General features: G+C 42.3%; 8 protein-coding genes and 5 pseudogenes. 9 read left to right on the forward strand and 4 right to left on the reverse strand.

Annotation, left to right across the window (positions count from 1 at the left end; translation table 11 throughout):
• Positions 1-35: 35 nt before the first annotated feature.
• Positions 36-335 (forward strand): YqcI/YcgG family protein, encoded by a 300-nt coding sequence (locus tag BCOA_RS26395; RefSeq protein WP_014097069.1) that lies wholly within the window; start codon positions 36-38, stop codon positions 333-335.
• A 484-nt stretch (positions 336-819) separates the two neighbouring features.
• Positions 820-1905 carry a transposase gene (locus tag BCOA_RS26400; RefSeq protein WP_258435299.1) on the forward strand — a complete coding sequence of 362 codons (1086 nt, stop codon included), beginning with the start codon at positions 820-822 and terminating at the stop codon, positions 1903-1905.
• Positions 1906-2469: 564 nt separating this feature from the next.
• Here BCOA_RS26400 and BCOA_RS26405 read toward each other — a convergent pair.
• Together BCOA_RS26405 and BCOA_RS26410 are read right to left on the reverse strand one after the other, a co-directional pair.
• A complete protein-coding gene (locus BCOA_RS26405; protein WP_014097072.1) occupies positions 2470-3459 on the reverse strand; it encodes a S66 family peptidase in 990 nt (329 codons plus the stop codon).
• A 222-nt stretch (positions 3460-3681) separates the two neighbouring features.
• Positions 3682-4986: an IS1380-like element ISBco2 family transposase gene (locus BCOA_RS26410; protein WP_014097073.1), complete on the reverse strand. Its 1305-nt coding sequence runs from the start codon at positions 4984-4986 to the stop codon at positions 3682-3684.
• A 237-nt stretch (positions 4987-5223) separates the two neighbouring features.
• Here BCOA_RS26410 and BCOA_RS26415 point away from each other — a divergent pair.
• Positions 5224-6138, forward strand: a pseudogene (locus BCOA_RS26415) (IS1380-like element ISBco1 family transposase); the annotation flags it as partial.
• A gap of 227 nt (positions 6139-6365) precedes the next feature.
• On the opposite strand, the gene BCOA_RS26420 reads toward BCOA_RS26415, so the two are convergent.
• On the reverse strand, positions 6366-7661 hold the full coding sequence (locus BCOA_RS26420) for a transposase (RefSeq protein WP_014097075.1): 1296 nt from the start codon (positions 7659-7661) through the stop codon (positions 6366-6368).
• 232 nt (positions 7662-7893) lie between these two features.
• Between BCOA_RS26420 and BCOA_RS26425 the strand changes: the two are divergent.
• The 3 pseudogenes from BCOA_RS26425 to BCOA_RS26435 all read left to right on the forward strand — a co-directional run.
• A pseudogene (locus BCOA_RS26425) lies at positions 7894-8307 on the forward strand (transposase); the annotation flags it as partial.
• Positions 8308-8561: 254 nt separating this feature from the next.
• Positions 8562-9817: pseudogene (locus tag BCOA_RS26430) on the forward strand (dicarboxylate/amino acid:cation symporter).
• A gap of 297 nt (positions 9818-10114) precedes the next feature.
• Positions 10115-10866 (forward strand): annotated as a pseudogene (locus BCOA_RS26435) (SDR family NAD(P)-dependent oxidoreductase).
• A 395-nt stretch (positions 10867-11261) separates the two neighbouring features.
• Here the strand turns inward: BCOA_RS26435 and BCOA_RS26440 are convergent.
• Entirely contained in the window at positions 11262-12158 is an 897-nt protein-coding gene (locus tag BCOA_RS26440) for a LysR substrate-binding domain-containing protein (RefSeq protein ID WP_014097077.1), read from the reverse strand.
• A 256-nt stretch (positions 12159-12414) separates the two neighbouring features.
• Here BCOA_RS26440 and BCOA_RS26445 point away from each other — a divergent pair.
• From BCOA_RS26445 to BCOA_RS35575, 3 genes and pseudogenes are all read left to right on the forward strand, one after another.
• A pseudogene (locus BCOA_RS26445) lies at positions 12415-14060 on the forward strand (malolactic enzyme).
• Between the two features lie 25 nt (positions 14061-14085).
• Complete coding sequence (locus tag BCOA_RS35570) at positions 14086-14685, forward strand: AEC family transporter (protein ID WP_258434483.1); 600 nt, start codon at positions 14086-14088, stop codon at positions 14683-14685.
• Complete coding sequence (locus BCOA_RS35575; RefSeq protein WP_328193807.1) at positions 14640-15053, forward strand: AEC family transporter; 414 nt, start codon at positions 14640-14642, stop codon at positions 15051-15053. The genes BCOA_RS35570 and BCOA_RS35575 overlap by 46 nt, the downstream gene beginning before the upstream one ends.
• Positions 15054-15058: the final 5 nt, after the last annotated feature.

Here is a 15058-nt window from a genome sequence, read left to right on the forward strand (position 1 = left end):
CATACACACGGTTGGTAAAAAAGGGGGGAAGCTTAATGATTAAAATTAGTTCACTTTTGGATCAAGAAAAAATCAAAGAGGGAATGGAAAAAGGTATTCTAAAGGAATGGATGATTACCACCTATTCTGATTTTCGAAACTCGTTACTTGATGATTCTGCTCCATATCCTTGTTATTTTGCAGTAGAAGCAGAAAAAAATGGGCTTATTCGTTATATATTTGCTGAATCGGCTTACGATACGCATGAATTATTAAATATTAGAGACGGAGTTTATGAATACATAAAAAGCTACAAATCTATAGGTAAAAGAACGACACTAGTTAGGGCTTGCTGAACGAATCAAATTTTAGCTTGTATTCGACTTGTCACTAAGCCATGCCAAAATATTCGTCCAGCAAGCTCTAATTATTTAAATTATTACATATTTAGCCGCATTTTTGGGGGGGGATAGTTAAATTATCACGAAAAATTTTTACTCCTCAGAGCTGAATTTGATTCCCCACAATTGGCAAGTCTATGCCGATATACCATTTGTCATTCCAGCCATGTGTTTCCCATGAGAGATTTTTAAGCCGATTGAACGAGAATACTACACCCTTTTATATTTGCACCTAAAAAATGAAAGAGCACATGATCCTTCTAATGAAATACAACCGGCACTATTTTCAATAACGGAGGAAGAAGACAAGTCTGCGTCTTCATTATTTCATCTCCCTTCCACTGGGAGAAAACCGCATCCTTTCATGCCCTTTTTTCGTGCTTTTGAACTGGCCTCTTTACAGTATATTGAAGTGATGGTGGAGAGTGTCTATTTGCAAGTGAAATCAAACCCGCTATTTGCCACCATGTGTGGATTTACGGAGAAAATTCCGAGCTATCGTTCCTTTGCTCGTTTTGATCAAATCATGACAACAAATGGTCTTTGGGAAAAAGCCCGGCTATTGGTTGTTGAATATCATAAAGGGGAAGGCGTGGTTGAAACGAATGAGGAAGCAGCCGCCGTGGATACATCGCATATAGAGGCAGAAGCAACCTTGAATAAAACAAGGAAGACGTGTTCTTGTGAGGGTAATTGCGATTGCCCTAAAGTCCTTACGGACGACAATGTAGGGGTAATGCGTAAAAGTAATGCAGTCTCCTATATTGCGCATAAATTATCAATGGTATGCGGGGTGAGATCCGGTTTGCCTTTGACGCGGGAAGTATTTAAAGGAAATACACCCGATGGGAAAACATTAGAACCGACATTGGAAACGTTTAAGACAGAGCACCCCGAGATGGCTGAGCAGTTGAGCTTTATCCTGGCAGATGGAATCTACCAAACGCCGGAAAATCAAAAAGTGACAAAGGATGTATTACAGGCGAAATTGGTGGCACCGATCAATCCACGGAACCGTAAAGATAAACCAACTACCGCCCGAGGGATTGAAAAAATCAACCGGTACGGCACTCCCATCTGTATCAGTGGACATAAAATGGAACTTAGAGGATCTGATCGGGAAAAGGGGCAATATATTTACACTTGTCCTGTATTTCATCCAAATGCCAAGCAAGAAGGTCTCACCTGCCCGCTAGCGAATCACGCGGAATGTTGTAATGGGGCAGCACAAGGAAGAGTATTTAGGATGGACTTTGATCAAACGCCTCAAGTAGATGTCGAGTTGCCTCAACATGGTCGCACATTTGAAGTGTTATATAGTGCCAGGACGATCATCGAAAGAATCTTTGGCATTTTAAAAGACGGATACAGTCTCCGTCGTGTTCACAAGCGTGGGAAACAGGCAATTGAAGCTCATGTAGATCGATGCATGATATCTATGCACATCATGGCAAATATGGCGTACCATCAGACAGGAAAGGCCAATTGTGGATGGACACGCAATCGGCTGCAAAGAGCAAATTAAGTTATTCACAGGTGGGTATGTGAATAACTTAAATGAACGTTTTCTTTCCACAAAGGGTAGTGAAAAAAAACCATTTTGTGAAGGCGGGATACGTATGCCCTTTTTTTGAAGAAAAATGACCGTTTTACTTCTATTGAATTGAAAATCTGGATGTGAATTGAAAATCTGGATGAAAAGGCAAAAAAATCGGGATAATTAATTTTCCAGAGCCTCGCTCAAGGGTATATTTTTATTTTGGCAGAGGCTCTTATTTAATTTCCCACCGAATGGTAGAAAAAAATCATCTACAAAAGTTAATTGATGTTCGGTCTTTTTGTACATCGTAACAGCCTCCAAGTGCAAGGTTTTTTACGTGTTTCCTTTGAAATCCTTACACTTTATATTCGACAAAAGTAGCCAAAATCCTTGTCAAATCTGGAATTTTTGCTTATTCAGCAAGCCCTATTTAGGCTTAAAAAGCCGGATACATGTTGGATGCAGCTTGATTGTGTGTATCTTGCTATTGAGTTGGGCTGACAGTAATCCAGATATAGGCATGTTCTTCTGCTGAAGCAGAGCAAAGAACTATATCCAATCTTCTATACACCAAATCGTTTTCATTTTAGTATCTATCCGGACTTTTTTGCCGATTGCAATAGGGTGCATGGGATGTGTATGACACATATCAACTTCAGCCAATATTGGAATGTTTTTTCCATCCAGTTGTTCCAGTAAAAGGTCAATTGGTCTTCTCCCTGTCCCTAAATCATCAAAACGCTCATATTTTCCAAGTATAATCGCCGCAATTTTTTCAAAAATACCATGCAGTTTCAACATCGCAAAATTCTTTTCCACGATCGAGGCATTTTTCATACTATCCTCGATTAATAAAATATCGCCTTTATGAATTGTTGGAAAGTATCCAGTCCCAATGAAGCCATACATTGCGTTATTATTGCCGCCCACTAACCGTCCTTCTGCAATTCCGTCATTAAACCCAAGCCATTCATTTGAATAAAAGGTTTTTTCTCGTGTTTTTTCTAACCAGTTAACAGGTTCATCCGACCAAAACTCAGCCATTGGGATTTTATATGGTAATTCCTGTTCTTCACAAAAATAAGATTCAAAAAATTGGTATGTCATATTGACTAAAGGTTCAAATTCCCCAAAGGAAGGTACTAACGCTGGTCCATAATATGTAGGTATACCTGTCTTCGCATACAAAGCCAGTAAGATTGCTGTAGCATCAGAATAACCAACAACGAGTTTGGGATTTGTGCGGAACGCTTCGTAGTCAATATAAGGAAGTAGACTATTTGAATTGGTTCCGCCAATCATTGACATAATCATTTTGATTGAGGGATCTCGTAACAATTCATTTAATTCTTCAGCTCTTGCTTTAGGTGTTCCTGAACGATAACCTTCAATCTGATTTGTTAAACTCCCCTCCACTATTTGAAAGCCTTTTGACTCAAGAAATGCTTTTCCACGCTCATATCTAACTTTTGCTGTAACGGAAGCTGGAGAAGATGGTGTAAAAATACCAATCTTATCGCCTTTTTGCAGTTTCCTCATAACGTTTTTTCCTTTCAATATCTCTAGTGCCACATCTAATTCATTTAGTATAAATATAATCCCAAATTACGAAAGTGCAGCGATTTGATAGCTAAAATCCACACACGTGGAAGTAAATGTAAAATATGGAATCCAAATCTATAATTTCAGGTGGTTGAAGGTATACTTTCCCCCTCCCCACCTTTGCGGGCTTTTTAATTTCCAGTATTCAGTTCCTGTCTCTCAATCAATCATGCGCACACTTTGAATCATTTTCCGGAATGCCCATTTGTGGGCATATGTCTCACAAATGTTCAATGAGACCCTCCGGCTGTGAGACGTCAGCACGCCGGCCGAATAAATAAACTCTCTTCGAAACCGCCTGATGGTATAGGACCTGAACGCAGCCGGGCAATGGTCCTTTTTAAAGATCTCGAATAAATTGTACGCCAGTAATTTAATCAGAAGATCCATATGATTTGCCCCGAAAGAATCTGTTGGAATCTTGTCCATCGAAAAACCATATTTAGACTCTTTGATATAGTTTTCCAGACAGGCTCTCTGATTGTAAAATCTCCAAATATCCATAGGTTCCCAGTCCATCGTTGTCACAATGGCTTCATAATCCCAGAGAAAATCAAACAATTGAAGCTGGTCTTCCTCATACTTGTCAGCTTTTCGGATGACCGCAACTCTTCTTGGCTTTTCCCAGGAAGTTGCTTGGTAGTAGACTGTTTTTCCCTCTATAACAATCAGCTCATCATCAACATACCGGATCCACGGAGAATTGTCGTTTTCAACATACTTTTTCAATCTTGATGTCCATTTCAGTTTGCCGGCGTAGTTAATCTTCTGCTGCTCCCAATAACTGTAAAACTTTTCTCCGCCAAATCCCTTGTCAAAACGGGAGTACCGGATAAGGTACTGAGCGGAAAGCAATCGATAGGTTTCCTCGGCAAATTCAATTCCGTTGTCAGCTGAATGGACGTTTCCCGGTCTTAGCACACCGTTTAAGCAAAGATGGGATTTTCCTTCAAAAACGAGAAGGGGGTGGTAGCTTTTTCTGCCCGGCTTATGGGGGTTCACCCCGATTTTCGCTCCCTCCTGGTTTCCATAAACCGTTTCGACACTTGAATCAAAGTCAAGAATGAGATCGGAATCCAGCCATGGTTCGATGATGTCCATCACCCGTTCTTTGAATTCTATGGCAGCATCCTCGATTTTCTCCAACCTTAATAGATCCTTGCTTAAAAGCGTATAATGCGGGCATTTTCCTCCTAAGAAAGCACGAATCAAAGGGTCATTCTGGAGTGATTGAAAATGAAACATACGGGAGCAATCTGCCATCCAGCCCGCAATCAGATATACAAATATTTTACTTAGAGGAAATTTGGCATTGTCTTTCTTTAAGCAATCAAACCCCCGGAAAGTCTGCTGGATTTTCATTCGTTCCAGAAATTGCAGAAATGGGAGGATGCCACTAAATTTTGTACTATTCTTTAAATTGAATTCATATTTAATTCTTGAGACAGGAATGATATAATTCACCTTAAAGGTGCCCCCTTTCTTGGTTATTGTTTTTTTCTCAAAATCAATTATACCAAAGGATGGGGCACTTTTTTATTTTAACCTGAATTATTCACAGAAATTCAGAAACTTATTATAACTTATGGATTACCAAGCCTTTTCGGCTTTATTGTAATTCATTAAAAAAATGAAAAAAGAATCCATTTCTGTTAAAGTTAAAGTAACCAAAACAAAAACCAAACAGAAAGGACTCTTTATATGGTTACTTTAACGCAAAAAACACTTGATTTCAATCATAAAATTAAATTGTCAAATGATGGAGGTTCTCTTTCCTCCGATACAGGTGAGTTTCTTTTTAGAGAATTCGATGAAAAAATTGGTTTTTCAAAGACTTTAGTTAAGTACTTGAGACTTAACGATTCAAGGAAATATTATCTTCATTCAAATGAAAACTTGTTACGTCAAAAAGTCTATCAACTCATTGCCGGGTATGCGGAAGATGATGCGGCTGATCAGTTGACTCATGATCCTGTGTTTAAGGAAATCATTGAAACTCCAACACTTGCTTCCCAGCCCAGTTTGTCTCGCTTTTATACACGATTTGATAAAGATTCAATTGAACAATTAAATCTGGCTAACCAAGAAATGCTTGATAAGATTCATTGTTTTCGACAATCGAAAGAGTTATTTATCGACTTGGATTCGACTCATTCGGATACATATGGGGACCAAGAATCTTCGTCATATAATACTCATTATGGCACGATGGGTTTTCATCCATTAGTCGCCTTTGATGGTGCGACTGGTGACTTTTTGAAAGCACAACTCCGTCCCGGAAATGTTTATACATCAAATGGTGTGGTGGAATTTATTCGGCCTCTCATTAAACATTATAACGAAATGTTTCCGGAAACTACCCTGTTTCTTCGTGGAGATAGCGGGTTTGCTGTTCCGGGATTATACGATCTGTGTGAAGAAGAATCTGTTTTGTATATTATTCGGTTGAAATCGAATTCACAACTACAAAGTTTAGCGAAGGAATACCATCCTTCTTCCGCACCTTTAGATGTTTCCAAGACGGAAACCTATTATGAAGAAACGATTTACCAAGCAAAATCATGGTCAAAACCAAGAAGGGTGATTATTCAATCGGTACGTCCTGCGAGCTTTTTGCGATGTTAACAATTTTTCTTTCAATGCAAATAGAACACCACCAGAAATATAATATTGTCAGATAAATATATGCCCATTTTCACTATAAAGTCAATTTTACACGCTTAAAAAATGTACTGTTATCAGATAATTGTTGAAAAAATATAGAAATGTATCTAAAAAAAGGCGCACGAATCCAATGATCCACAAGCGCTTTTTTTGAAATTGATTTCCTTTATGTGGATAAGTTAAGAAACGAGGCTTCTCATTTTTTCAGCCTGGTTCTCTTTGATCCGGCCTAAGGCCATGGCTAACATGACACAGAGTGCCAGTCCACAACGCAGCTTCATTTTAGCCATTCCCCGAATTGTATGAAGTTCAAAGCCGAAAGAAGTATCAAGCCGGCTGTTCACGCGCTCTACAGCTGTACGTCTGTTGTATTCTTTTTTCCACTTATAGCTCGATCGATCAATGGGTGTAAAAATACGCCTGTCTTCAGATAATGAGATACGGAGCCCTTGTGCCACGGGGCATTGAGCCTTGCCTTCACATGTCACTCCCATTTGTTTCGCCGGGCAAAGTTTTTTTAGTTTCTGGCGGTCTTTCTCAAATCCCCCGTTGCACATTTCCCGTTGTTTACCTGTTTCAGGGCATACGCAGGATACGGTTCCTTTGTAGTTATAAACGACGTTTTCCTTTCCCGGGAGTAATCGTGTTTTGTCGGGGTCTTTCCACATATTGCGAATATCAATGATGGGCTTAATCTTATACGTATCCCAGAGTTTCGTAATCAGCTTCGTGTCATCATAACCCCGGTCTCCCGCCATCGTTTCCGCTGTTTTCAGAAGCTTTGGCTGCTTTTCTTCCATTTGCTCTAAGAGTTTATGCCCTTCCGTAATGTCTGACTCAGACGCTTTTGTAACCTTGAATGTTACCGGTAACTCGTAGGTTGCATCCACCACCAGATGCAGTTTGTAGCCAAACCATTTCACAACTTTTTGCCATGGGTTGCCTTCTTTTGTCACACCACTGTAAACCTTCTGGCTATGATTTGCATCCAGATCCCGGCGGCCATCCTCGGTTTCATGCTTGTTCGGATGTTTAGAAAACGATGAGATCGCCTTGCTGTCGATTGCCAAGCGTTTACCAAAATCCGGCAACCGTTCCAGGAGCTGTTCTACCAAAGTCTCAAACATTTTATCCATCATTTCTTCGTCACGGATTAGGGATTTTAGAAAGCGCGTATAGGCATATGAAGTTGGAACCTGCCCTTCAAAGCCACACATCTCCCTTAATTGGCCATTACGGGAGAGTTCACGGCGTAATTTCTCAATGCTTTCATGTTGAAATACAATGCCTGCCAAGATAGAATTCCACATGGCACGAACGGGGTAGTCATTACGGCCCTTCCCCCTTTTCTTTTCAAGGCTTTGCATGAACGCTTCATCAGGCATGTAGTCCAGTACAAGGCGAAGACGGTCTAAATCTCCAAGAATCTCAATTTCTTTCCATGTAAACAGACTCATTTGTGGTATAATAGCCATACAGGTGAACCTCCCAGTGTTAACTCCCAGTGTTAAGATGTTAGTCCTAAAACTATTTTAACCTACTGGGGAAACGGGTTCACCTGTTTTTGTTTCAGTGGGGTGGAATTTTTGTCCACTCCTTATTTTTTTATCATTTTTGCTTGTTTCCCCCTCTTTTTAGGGGGAAAATTTTTTTATCCTTTTTTCAAACCCTTGGGCTACAAGGAGTCTGTAACATCGCAATTACCTCCCTGCAGGTGAGCTGTTCTTTACCCATTCCTTTTTTGTTACTAACTTTGAATTAGCTTTTCCTCAAGATATCGTCCGAGCTTATCAAAAAAGAGGGACGATGGAAAACTATATCAAAGAAGCAAAAAATGGCTTTTACTTTGATCATATGAATAGCCACGCTTTTCTAGTGAACGAAGTAAAAATGATGTTAACACTTCTTGCATATAATTTGACCAATTGGTTACGAACTCTTTGTTTTCCGGAAGGTCAAAAAACTATGCAAATTGATACGATACGTACTCGGTTAATTAAAGCGGCAAGTAAAGTCGTGAAATCAGGCAGATCCCTTTACTTCAAACTATCATCGAGTTTTGTGTATCAAAATTTCTTTTGGGATGTACTGAATCGAATTCAAAAGCTACAATTGGAATGACCAATAGAATACTTCTCATAACTGAAAAAATAAATTTTTCAGTCAAGGGGCAAGTATGCCCAAAATACCAGAGTTGTTCTATTGAAAATTCAGTTATTTTATGAATTGGCTACGGTTCTTAATTAAATACCGTTATTTTCAACTAATTTAACAAAATTTATCAAATGGGATTTGTAGCTATGAATATTTCAGGTTTAAATTACTATTTTACTTTCGTAATCTGGGTTCATTTATCATTGGAGGGAGGGCATCAGATGAAAAAATTTTTTGCTTTTCAAGTTATGATTGGCTTGATTTTAGGGGCCATAATAGGGGCAATTTTCCCTGATTTCGGGACGAAGTTGAGGCCGGTCGGGGATATGTTTATTCACCTGATCAAAATGATTGTCATTCCGATTGTGTTTACAACAATTGTCGTGGGGGCTTCCGGCGGAAACGGGAATATGAAAAAGATGGGTTCGTTGGGGCTGAAGACGGTCATTTGGTTTGAGCTGGTTACGACGCTTATTTTGGGCATCGGCCTGCTGCTTGTGAATCTCTTAAAACCCGGTGTTGGAGTGGATTTATCGCATCTGGCCAAAACAGATATTTCACAAGTAAAAGCAAACGCGTCCACAGTGGTTGATTTTAAAACGATGATTGTCAACATCATTCCAAACAATATTGTGAATGCAATGGACCAAAATAATTTACTGGCTGTTATTTTCTTTGCCATTCTATTCGGGGTGGCAGCCGGTGCAATCGGGAAAGCAGCCGAGCCGGCATTGAAATTTATGGAATCGGTTTCGAAGGTGATGTTTAAATTGACACAGATGGTCATGGTTACCGCGCCGATCGGTGTTTTTGCCCTGATGGCGTCTTCCGTCGGCCAGTTTGGCATCAGTCTTTTCATTCCGATGGCCAAACTGATCGGGGTTGTCTATCTTGGACTGGCCATCGTCATATTCGGCCTGTTCCCGCTGATTGCCTGGATGTTCAAAATTCCTTATTTTAAAGTATTCCGGATGGTTTGGGACTTATTTCTGATCACTTTTTCAACGACAAGCACAGAAACAGTCCTTCCGCAGCTTATGGAGCGGATGGAAAAATTCGGATGTTCCAAACGTGTTGTCTCGTTCGTTATTCCTGCCGGGCTATCGTTAAATTGCGACGGCTCCACATTGTACCTGTCAGTTGCTTCTATTTTTATTGCCCAGGCATTCGGTATACCGATGAGCCTTGAACAGCAGCTGATTGTCATGGCGTTTTGATCGCGACTTCAAAAGGCATTGCAGCTGTTCCAATGGGTTCCCTCGTTGTGCTTCTGGCTACGGCAACAGCCGTCGGACTGCCTGCTGAAGGTGTGGCTATTATTGCCGGGATTGACCGGGTGCTGGATATGGCACGCACGGCTTGCAATACACCGGGCCACTGCCTTGCCAGTATTGTTGTTTCCAAATGGGAAAAAGAGTTCCATCCAAATGAAGCATTCGCTGCCCGCCCGGAAACACAATCGGTTCGCCAGTCATAAGCGGGAATGGGGCATATGATGTCCCAAAAACCCCTCTATTTGGCTCATGCACTGATGATCCTGAATTTCATGAAACGCTTGTGTGAATAGTGGCTCAAATGAATGATCCTAAACAGCCAACTGTATCATGCTTACAAGGGGCTCCCATCAGCCGTTTAACGACTTTTGGGACAGCCCCTTTTTGGGATCGCAAACGTTTTAAAAAACATTCCTGTTTGAAAGGGAATACAAAAATTTCCATTTGCCGCTGTGAAGTATTATAATGGGGAAGAACTTCAAACCAAGGAGGATGTTTATATGAACAAAGTGGCGATTGTAACAGGCGGCGGAAGCGGTTTAGGACAAGCCGTTGCCTTAAGGCTGGCAAAAGAAGGGATCCATATTGCGGTGGTGGACATTCAAGAAGAAGGCGGAAATGCAACAGTAAAGCAAGCAAAGGCATTAGGGGTTGCTTCCTTTTTTTTGTGAAGGCAGATGTTTCAAAGCCGGAAGAAGTGAAAAACTATGTGGATCAAACTGTAGACCGGTTTGGCACAATTGATTACTTCTTTAACAATGCCGGCATTTCAGGGAGCGGAAAATTTTTTCTTGATTCGACGATTGAAGAAATCAATCAAATTGTCGGCATCAATTTATTGGGAGCGCTTTACGGAGCCCGTTATGTTAGTGAAGTCATGGTGAAAAACGGCGGCGGATCCATTGTCAATACTTCTTCAAGTGCAGGCGTCATCGGCCAGGATTCTGTTGTAACATATTCTGCGACGAAACATGGGATTGTAGGTTTAACGAAAAGTTTGGTGGCTGAGTATGCAAAGGATGGGCTGCGTGTGAATGCCATTGCACCAGGCCCGACGGAAACCCCGATGGTAAAAGCTTTTTATGAAGCAAATCCGGAAATGAAAGCGAACGCAACACGCGGAATTCCACAAAAAAGGCTCGGTACGCCGGAAGAAGTGGCAGAACTGGTCACTTTCTTATTGACTTCTAAAGCGGAGTACATAAATGGGGAAGTCATCCGTATTGACGGTGGGTTTACCAATACAAAATAGAATGCAATCAGCGCCCAATTACATAGATTGGGCGCTGCATACGGTTATGGACGGATTGTTTCCGTGTTCCATAACTGGAAGTGTTCTGCATTAAATGTATCCGGACTTCCTTCACATTTAGGCGTTCTGCATTCAGATATCCAACAACATTCACGGTCTTTCTTCACATTGAATATCTGCATCAAGATTCATCGTAAAATTTTCCCCTGCTTCCTTCACATAGACGCCCATGCCGGAACGGGCGCGGCACCGGCATCCAAAATAAAGTCCGGCGGCAAGGCTTGCGAGCCAACTTTTTTGGCAGAAAATGGGCAATCGGAAAAATGATGTTTTTCTCCAGGCTGTGTTTCTGGCATGGGCGGCAGCCGCATATGAAATCCGTATAAAAAGATTGATCAGGAACCGTTTATTCGCTGCTCCTGCTTCGTCAGCACGTCCACCAACTTTTGCTGTAAAGGCGTTAAAATGTGATTGGACCGGTAGGCAAGGGAAATGAGGAATTCCGGCTGGCCGGGGTCAGCGAGCGACAATGCTATGACAGGGGCGTATTCCGGGACGGCAATTTCTGTAAGAAAGCTGATGCCGATATTTTCAGCAACCATGCCTTTAATGATTTGAATATCATTTGTCCGGTAAATAACCGGCGGATGGGTCCGGGTCTTTTTTGAGAGCCCTTCAAAAGCCAATGGGTGAATAAAATGGTCGCTCAGCTGAATGAACGGTTCGTCTTTCAGTTCTTGAAAAGCCACGGATTTTCTCGTAGCAAGCGAATGTTGCGGGCTGACAATAATTTTAAATTTTTTGCGGGCAAGCAAATGGCTCGTTACGTGCTCGTCTTCTATCGGATGGATTGCGCCCAGCAAGGCCATATCCATTTTCCCCGTTAGCAGTTTGTGAAACAGCGATTGTGAACCATCCTCGTACACATTCATATTCTGCAGCAGATTCTCTTTGGCGAGCATGGAGGAAATGGCCGGGAAATAATAGTTCCCTATAATCGGCGGCAAGCCAATGGAGACCTTTTCCATTTTTAATGCCTGGATTTCCTTCCGGGCAATATCCAGTTCTTTCAGCATCTGGGTGGCATGCCTTTCAAATTGCCGGCCGCTTTCTGTAAAACGTATCTCGTGATGGGACTGGTCCCTGATGATCAGCTGCGTACCAAGCTCTTTTTCAAGCCGCTGGATAGCAGCGGTAATTGCCGGCTGGCTGACATGGAAAAAATTGGCCACTTTTGTATAACGCTTTTCCTGATACAGCTTTTTATAGTATTGTAAATCCTTGATGTTCATAAAAAATCTCACGTCCATTAAAAAAATTCACATTGTGTTCAAAAAAGGGTATCCCCGCGTTCCCCGTTCTGTGCAAACGGCCCCGGTGTTTGTTAAGCGCTTCACATGGCACAGGTGCAGGATTTCCGTAAAAACATACTTTCCTCATATAAATATTTTTTTGCTTATCTCCCTGTTTTGACTATAAATTCTTTGCGCTGCTATAGTTTTCACTGTACTGATCATAACTTATGCAGTCAAGGAGGAACTATCCATCATGTCAATCAGACCTCAGGAAATTTTGAGTAATCCTTTTATCAATAAAAACACAGGATTTACCGAAGAAGAAAGAAAAGCTTACCATCTGGAAGGGTTGTTGCCTCCAAAAGTGCAAACCATTGAAGAACAGTCCGTTCAGGCTTACCGCCAATATCAAAGCAAACCAACGGATTTGGAGAAGAGAATTTTTCTAATGACGCTGTACAATACAAACCGCACCTTGTTTTACCATTTAATGGATGAGCATATTGTCGAGTTTATGCCGATTGTTTATGACCCGACAGTTGCTGATTCGATTGAACATTATCACGAACTTTTTATGAATCCGCAAGATGCTGCTTTTTTGTCAATTGATGATCCTGAAAATGTAACGGATACCTTGAAAAATGCAGCCGGGGGCCGGGACATCCGCTTGATTGTCGTCACAGATTCGGAAGGGATTTTAGGCATGGGAGACTGGGGCGTAAACGGCGTTGACATCGCAATCGGGAAATTAATGGTTTACACCGCTGCAGCCGGCATCAACCCCGCCCGCGTGCTGCCTGTTGTCATCGATGCCGGCACCAATAATGAAAAACTGTTAAACGATCCGCTTTATTTGGGCAATAAGCACAAACGTGTCCGCGGCGGGCGATATTACGATTTTATTGACTTGTTTGTAAAGGACGCAACGGCGTTATTTCCGGACGTGCTCATTCACTGGGAAGACTTCGGGCGTTCCAATGCTGCCACGATTCTTGAAAAATACCAAAAGCAAATTCCAACTTTTAATGATGATATTCAGGGGACAGGCATTGTGGTCCTGGCCGGCATTTTAGGAGCAATGAACATTTCCGGGGAAAAACTGGCGGATCAGCGCATTCTCGTTTTCGGCGCCGGGACGGCCGGTGTCGGTATCAGCAATCAGATTTTAGATGAATTGATGCGAAAGGGGCTGCCTGAAAAAGAAGCACGCAAGCACTTCTTCCTGGTCGATAAACAAGGCTTGTTGTTTGAAGACACGGAAGGCCTGACCCCCGGCCAAAAAGGTTTTGTCCGCAGTCGCACGGAATTTCCAAACAGCCGTGAACTCACGCATCTTGAAGCGGCAGTGAAAGCCGTCCACCCGACGATTATGATTGGGACATCGACACAGCCGGGCGCTTTTACAGAGCCGATTGTCAAAGAAATGGCCGCCCATACAAGCCGCCCGGTAATTTTCCCGTTGTCGAATCCAACCAATTGGCGGAGGCAAAAGCGGAAGATCTGATTGCCTGGACAGACGGAAGGGCGCTGATTGCAACCGGGATTCCGGCGCGTCCTGTCCAATATAAAGGGGTCACATATGAGATCGGGCAGGCAAATAATGCCCTCATGTATCCGGGCCTCGGACTCGGCTTGATTGCTTCTGCGGCAAGGCTTGTAAACGGGGAAATTTTATCGCAGGCAAGCCATGCATTAGGCGGAATTGTAGACACAACACAGCCCGGCGCTGCCGTTCTTCCCCCGGTTTCCAAACTGGCCGCGTTTTCGCAAAGGATTGCTGAAGTCGTCGCCCAAAGTGTCCTGGATCAAAATTTAAATCGCAAAAAAATTGCGGACGTCAAAACAGCCATCCGGGAGATCAAATGGGAGGCTGAATATAAAGAGCTGGTATTCAGCTGAGCCAGCAGGAAAAGAGTGAAAAAACATGGTCTTTTTACAATCAATTCAAAGTGTGATCACGATTATTTTAATGATTGCACTCGGCTATTTTTTGAAAAAATTTAAATGGTTTGATGATAATTTTGGGAAAAGTATTTCATCCCTGATTACGAAAATTGCCCTGCCGGCATCCATCTTCATATCGGTATTAAAATATTTGACCCGCAACAGCTTGGCGGAGCTTTCCGGCAGCCTGGTTTACCCGGCGATTTCGGTTATCGTCTCTTACTGTATATCCTATGCGCTCGTCAAATTGTTAAAGATCCGGCCGGGCCGCCGCGGCATCTTTATGAATGCCGTTGTCAATGCAAACACCATCTTTATCGGCCTGCCGCTGAACATCGCGTTGTTCGGAGAAAAAAGCCTGCCGTATTTTCTGATTTACTATATCATTAATACGGTCTCAACATGGGCTTTCGGCGTATTTTTGATTTCCAATGATGATCCGACAAAGGATAAATCAAGAGGGGGCAAAAACAAAATCAACTGGAAGAAGTTCTTCCGCCTCCATTACCGGGGTTTATCGCAGGGCTTATTTTCCTGCTTCTCAATATTCCAATTCCCGGTTTCATCGATTCCACTTTAACGTATGTGGGCAGTATCGTAACCCCGTTGTCCCTTGTTTATATTGGAATTGTGCTGTATAACGCCGGCCTTTCCAGCATCCGGTTTGACCGGGATACGATATTCGCGCTTTTAGGAAGGTTTGTGCTATCGCCGGCCGTTTTGATTGTTTTGATGTTAACGGGCACCCATTTCTCCGGCACCCATTTGCCTGCAATGCTGCAGCAAACGCAAATCGTCCAATCAGCAACCCCGATGCTTGCTGTTCTGCCGATTTTGGCCACAGAAGCACACGGGGATGTCAATTACGCGACGAATGTGGTCACGACGAGCACATTGTTGTTTGTCGTCGTTGTCCCTGTCCTCATGCAGGTGATTCAATTTATTTAATGCGA

The organism is Heyndrickxia coagulans 36D1, assembly GCF_000169195.2.
Taxonomy (GTDB): domain Bacteria; phylum Bacillota; class Bacilli; order Bacillales; family Bacillaceae_C; genus Weizmannia; species Weizmannia faecalis.